Source organism: Rhodoblastus sp., assembly GCF_041915505.1.
Lineage (GTDB): Bacteria > Pseudomonadota > Alphaproteobacteria > Rhizobiales > Beijerinckiaceae > Rhodoblastus.
Window position 1 is genome coordinate 1 of sequence record NZ_JAYSBG010000246.1, and the last position, 5,420, is coordinate 5,420.

A 5,420-nucleotide genomic window follows, 5' to 3' on the forward strand; every position below is an offset into this window, starting at 1 on the left:
ACGACCCGCGTGCTCCTCACGGAAGGTCCGCCCATGCCGCTCGATTATGTCGTGCGGCGCACGGATCAGGGCTGGAAGATCGGCGACATTCTGGCCGATGGCTCGATCAGCGAACTGGCGCAATGGCGTCGCGGCCTGCGCGGCCTCGGCGACAGCGGCTTCGCCTCATCGAAAGCGACCTTGCGCCAGCGGACCGAGTCCTATCTGGCGCCTTGAACGATTGGAATGTGAGATGGTCCAGCTCGGGAGCGATTTGGCGGATTGGGTGAGCGCGGCGCCGATCGCCGCGCCCTTTTTCGTCCTCGCTATCGTCTCTTGCCTTTACACCTTGCTGGCCGTCGCCAGCGTCAGGCGCTTCCGCGCGGCTGAAGCCGCCGTCAAGCCTTGGAAATCGCCCGGCGTCACGGTCCTCAAGCCGCTCTATGGCGCGGAAGAGGGCCTTTACGACAACCTCCTGAGCTTCTGCCGGCAGAATTACGCCGGGCCGGTGCAGATCCTGTTCGGCGTGCATGATGCGGACGACCCGGCGGCCGCGGTGGCGCGGCGCCTTGTCGCGGCCGTGCGCGCCGGTCGGATCGAGGGCGCGGCCGGCAAGCTCACGGTGGAGTTGGTGGTCGATCCCGCCCAGCACGGAACCAATGGCAAGGTTTCGAATCTGATCAATCTGTCGTCGCGCATCGAGAATGAATTGGTGGTAATCGCCGACAGCGACATCATGGTCGCGCCGGATTATCTCTGCCGGCTCGCCGCCGCCTTGCAGCGGCCCGGCGTGGGCATCGTCACCTGCCTCTATCGCGGCATGCCGCTTGCCGGGCTGTGGTCGCGGATCGGCGCGATGGGGGTGGATTACGGCTTCCTGCCCAATGTGCTGACCGGCCTGTCCTTGAAAATGGCCGAGCCCTGCATTGGCGCGACCATCGCCCTTCGCCGTTGCACGCTCGACGCCATCGGCGGTTTCGCGGCGATCAAGGACCAGCTCGCCGACGATTACGCGTTGGGCGAGGCCGTACGCGAGCGCGGGCTGCAGGTGGTCCTGGCCGATTTCGTGGTCGGTCACGCCCATTCCGAAACCGAATTTTCGGAAGTCTGGCGGCGCGACATGCGCTGGGCTCGCACCATTCGTTCGCTCAATCCGGCCGGCTATTTCGGCACGGCGGTCACTTTTCCGGTCGGCTGGGCGCTGCTCGCTTTGCTCGCCAGCGGCTTCGCCCCCGAGGCGGCTGTGCTGGCCGGCGCGGCTCTATTGTGCCGCACCATCCTGCAGGATCAGGTTGACGAACGGTTCGAGGCGGCGGGCTGCCGGCATCCGCTTTGGCTCGGTCCGGTGCGCGACCTGTTCAGCTTCGCGATCTTCCTCGGCAGTTTCGTCCCCGGCCAAGTGCATTGGCGCGGCCGCGACTACGCTTTGGGCGAGGATGGCGTGATGGAGCCGGTCGGTGTCGATGGAGAGGCCGCCGAAGCCGAGGTCGCTTAAGACCTTTGGCTTCGGCCTTTTCTATCAGGCGTCAGCTTTCCAGATAGAGCTTGGCGCCCTTTTCCAGAAATTCCGCGCTCTTTTCCGCCATTCCCTGCTCGGCCGCGATCATTGCGGCGGCTTCAACACGCAGATCCTGCGTGATTTTCATCGAGCAAAATTTCGGCCCGCACATCGAGCAGAAATGCGCGACCTTATGCGCCTCCTTGGGCAGGGTCTCGTCATGGAAGCGCAGGGCGGTTTCGGGATCGAGGCCGATATGGAACTGGTCCTGCCAGCGGAAGTCGAACCGCGCCCGGCTCATGGCGTCGTCGCGCAACCGCGCGCCGGGATGACCCTTGGCGAGATCGGCCGCGTGGGCGGCGATGCGATAGGTGACGACGCCGGTCTTGACGTCGTCGCGGTCCGGCAGGCCGAGATGTTCCTTCGGCGTGACATAACAGAGCATGGCGGTGCCGAACCACCCGATCATGGCCGCGCCGATCGCCGAGGTGATGTGGTCATAGCCGGGCGCAATATCGGTGGTCAGCGGCCCGAGCGTATAGAAGGGCGCCTCGCCGCATTCGCGCAATTGCTTGTCCATATTGTGCTTGATCTTGTGCATCGGCACATGGCCGGGGCCCTCGATCATGACCTGGCAGCCCTTGTCCCAGGCGATCTTGGTCAATTCGCCCAGCGTCTCCAGTTCGGCAAATTGCGCCGCGTCATTGGCGTCGGCGTTGGAGCCCGGCCGCAAGCCGTCGCCGAGCGAGAACGAGACGTCATATTTGCGCATGATGTCGCAAATCTCGTCGAAGCGTTCGTAGAGGAAGCTCTCCTGGTGCTTGGAGAGGCACCAGCGCGCCATGATCGAGCCGCCGCGCGAAACGATGCCGGTGACGCGGCTGGCGGTCAGCGGCACATACGCCAGCCGCACGCCGGCGTGGATGGTGAAATAATCGACGCCCTGCTCGGCCTGTTCGATGAGCGTGTCCTTGAACACTTCCCAATCGAGTTTCAGCGCGTCACCGCCGACCTTTTCCAGCGCCTGATAGATCGGCACGGTGCCGATTGGAACCGGCGAATTGCGCAGGATCCAGTCGCGGATATTGTGGATGTTGCGGCCAGTCGAGAGGTCCATCACGGTATCCGCGCCCCAGCGGATCGACCAGACCATTTTCTCCACTTCCTCGGCCACCGAGGAGGTCACGGCGGAATTGCCTATGTTGGAATTGACCTTCACCAGGAAGTTGCGGCCGATGATCATCGGCTCCAATTCGGTGTGATTGATATTGGCCGGAATGATCGCCCGTCCGCGCGCGATTTCCTGGCGCACGAATTCCGGCGTCACGAAGGGGGGGATTTCGGCGCCAAAACTTTCGCCATCCGCGATGCGCTCCGCCGCGCCGGCCAGCGCCGCCTCGCGGCCGAGATTTTCGCGATGGGCGACATAGATCATTTCTTCGGTGATGATCCCGGCGCGGGCGAATTCGTATTGGGTGACGAGCCCGCCGTCACGTCCGCGGCGCAGGATGCGCGCGGCCGGGCAGGGCGCGACCAGAGCGTCGGCCGAGACATGGCCATTGTCCTCGTCCTTGACCGCGCGGCCCTGGTAGGTTTCGAGCCCGTCGCGGCGCGCGACCCAGCTTTCGCGGATCTGAGGCAGGCCGGCGGCGAGATCGATATGTGGATCGGCCTCGGTATAGAGGCCGGACGGGTCATAGACACGCAGAGGCTCCTCGCCCGAGGACGGGTCGAGCGGGATTTCCCGCACCGGCACGCGCATGTCGGGCGAGCAGGCCGGCGAAAGATAGATTTTTCGGGAGCCGGGCAGAGGGCCGGTGGTGACGCTTTCCGGCCTGCGGACGTTTTTGGAATGGACGTTCATCGCGTTCTCCCGTGCGTGCGTGATTATGACGCAAGAAAGAGACGCGGCCCGGCCGCACGCCTTCCCTGCGCTGGCATTATCCAGATCAGGTCGATGGGTATGATCTCAGCCGCCGCTCGCATGCGAGGACAGCACCCCATGGCTTGAACTGACGACGCTAGCAGGGAAGACGGGCCGGCGCAAGTTTGGGCGCCGGCCGGTAGCGCCTCAGTTTAAATTTCCGTTCACGGCGGAAAGCGGACATCGCCGAAAAATCATCGTTTGGGAAAATTGAGCGGTATGCGACCTTAAGGTAGAGGCGCGATACAATTAGATAATCTCGGTTAACTCACCCAAGTTACCCCGACTTTAGCCGTGTCGCCGGTTAATCAGTTTCAGAATCTATGGACACGCTGATGAGGCTCGAAACAATTCGTTCGGTCGCTGTGGCAGCATTAACGATGACAGCCACACAATGCTTGGCGGGCGAAGACTTTGCCTCCGACTGGACAACGTGTTTGGCGGCGCCCGCATCGTTGGAACCAGCAATCAAAGCGTGCAGCATCCTGATCAACCGGGCAGATGGTCCTCCAAGACAACGCGCGATGCTGCTCACTCATCGCGGCTTTGCCTATGATCGGAAAGGCGCCTATGACAAGGCAATCGACGATTTTAATGCTGCGATTGCCTTGGATCCGACGGCGGCGTCAGTATTTCACAAACGCGCGGGCGCCTACCATCGAAACGGACAAGACGCTCTCGCGCTGCAAGACTTGAACGAAACGCTTCGCCTAAACCCAGCACTGACTGATGCTTGGAACGATAGATGTTGGGTGCATATGTTGGCTGGGCGATTGGAGCTTGCCCTAAATGACTGTTCCGAATCGACGAAACAAAATCCCAACAACCCGCCGACGCTGGACAGTCTTGGATTCATCTATATAAAGCTTGAAAAATACAATGACGCGATCGCAAATTTCGACAAAGCGATCGAATTCGCGCCAGTCATGCCTTCTCCCTATTATGGGCGGGGAATTGCAAAGCTTCGCACAGGCGACAAAGTTGGTGGGATGGCGGACATCGCTCAAGCGAAAAAACTGCTCCCGAACATAGAGGAAATCTATTCCAAGACAGGCGTGACACCTTAAAGCCTTAGCCAACTCGTCGGAGAGTCGTCGCAGCGCCAGCACGCGATGCGATCAAGGTCTCCTTCGAGCGGAAGGCCGTCATTGCGGGAATCTCAGAATTCAAACTGAGGCACTACCCGCCGGTCCGCGGCGGCCCGTTAGTTCCAGGGCATTCCGCCGTAATCCGGGCCGACCGGGACGATATTGCCGATCGGATCCTCCACCAGCCGCGAATAATTATTGGAGCGGTCGATCTCGGGCTGGGTCGGGACATTGCCGGGGTTAAGCCAGGCGTCGCTCGACGTGACATAGGAGGGCAGCGGAATGCCCTTGCGCGGATGCACGGTCAGGCTCGATTGGGCGCCAGCCGGAACGATGAGGGCCGCGCCCAGGGCCGCAATGGCGCAAAGACGGACCGCGCCGGCCGCGAGAAATCTGTGACGCATTTCAACCTCTTTCCAAGCTTCGGGCGCGGAAGCGTTCATTTCGCGGCGACGGGCGCGAAGGAATGCAGCAGCGTGGCGAAGCGATGTTTCTGGGCGGCGTCCATGCTGGCGAACAGAGGCGCGGCGGCGTCGGCGACCTTCTGCAATTCCTCGCCGCGCGCGACGAAATCCTTGGCGGCGAGCCTCATGCCCGAGACAACGTCATCCGACTCGCGAAAAGCGGCGGCCTCTTTCATGGCGGCGACCTGACGCGTGGCGCGGGCGGCGATGACGCCGCGGACGACCTGCTCCAGATTGGTCCAGTCCTTTTCCTGCGCCGGGGTCAATTGCAGGCCCGCCTTCACGGCGGCGATCCGGGCGTCGATCAGGGTCAGGCGATCCGCTTCGGCCTGCTGGGCCTGCGCCGCCGCATCGGCCGGGGGCTCGGCCAGGACCGGACGGGCGAAGGGAAAAGCCAGCGAGGCCGCCATCACGGCGGTGAGAACATATCGTTTCATGGAGCCCTTCATGATTTCAGCCGCTATCCG

Annotated in this window: 6 protein-coding genes and 1 riboswitch; of the genes, 3 read left to right on the forward strand and 3 right to left on the reverse strand. The window is 62.5% G+C overall.

All coding sequences use genetic code 11. The features are described from left to right. On the forward strand, positions 1-216 hold a 216-nt coding region (locus tag ACE3S9_RS14165), incomplete at its 5' end, for an ABC transporter substrate-binding protein (protein ID WP_374547122.1). 16 nt (positions 217-232) lie between these two features. Beyond that, positions 233-1,474: a bacteriohopanetetrol glucosamine biosynthesis glycosyltransferase HpnI gene (gene hpnI, locus ACE3S9_RS14170; RefSeq protein WP_374547123.1), complete on the forward strand. Its 1,242-nt coding sequence runs from the start codon at positions 233-235 to the stop codon at positions 1,472-1,474. A gap of 31 nt (positions 1,475-1,505) precedes the next feature. Here hpnI and thiC read toward each other — a convergent pair whose 3' ends face one another. Next, positions 1,506-3,341 carry a phosphomethylpyrimidine synthase ThiC gene (thiC, locus tag ACE3S9_RS14175; protein WP_374547124.1) on the reverse strand — a complete coding sequence of 612 codons (1,836 nt, stop codon included), beginning with the start codon at positions 3,339-3,341 and terminating at the stop codon, positions 1,506-1,508. Between the two features lie 45 nt (positions 3,342-3,386). Continuing rightward, positions 3,387-3,490: riboswitch (TPP riboswitch) on the reverse strand. A gap of 246 nt (positions 3,491-3,736) precedes the next feature. On the opposite strand from thiC, the gene ACE3S9_RS14180 reads away from it, so the two are divergent. Further along, positions 3,737-4,468 (forward strand): tetratricopeptide repeat protein, encoded by a 732-nt coding sequence (locus ACE3S9_RS14180; RefSeq protein ID WP_374547125.1) that lies wholly within the window; start codon positions 3,737-3,739, stop codon positions 4,466-4,468. Positions 4,469-4,605: 137 nt separating this feature from the next. On the opposite strand, the gene ACE3S9_RS14185 is transcribed toward ACE3S9_RS14180, so the two are convergent. Both ACE3S9_RS14185 and ACE3S9_RS14190 read right to left on the reverse strand, forming a co-directional pair. After that, a complete protein-coding gene (locus ACE3S9_RS14185) occupies positions 4,606-4,893 on the reverse strand; it encodes a hypothetical protein (protein WP_374547126.1) in 288 nt (95 codons plus the stop codon). A gap of 35 nt (positions 4,894-4,928) precedes the next feature. Continuing rightward, positions 4,929-5,420: Spy/CpxP family protein refolding chaperone (locus ACE3S9_RS14190; protein WP_374547127.1), on the reverse strand; the 492-nt coding region annotated here is incomplete at its 5' end.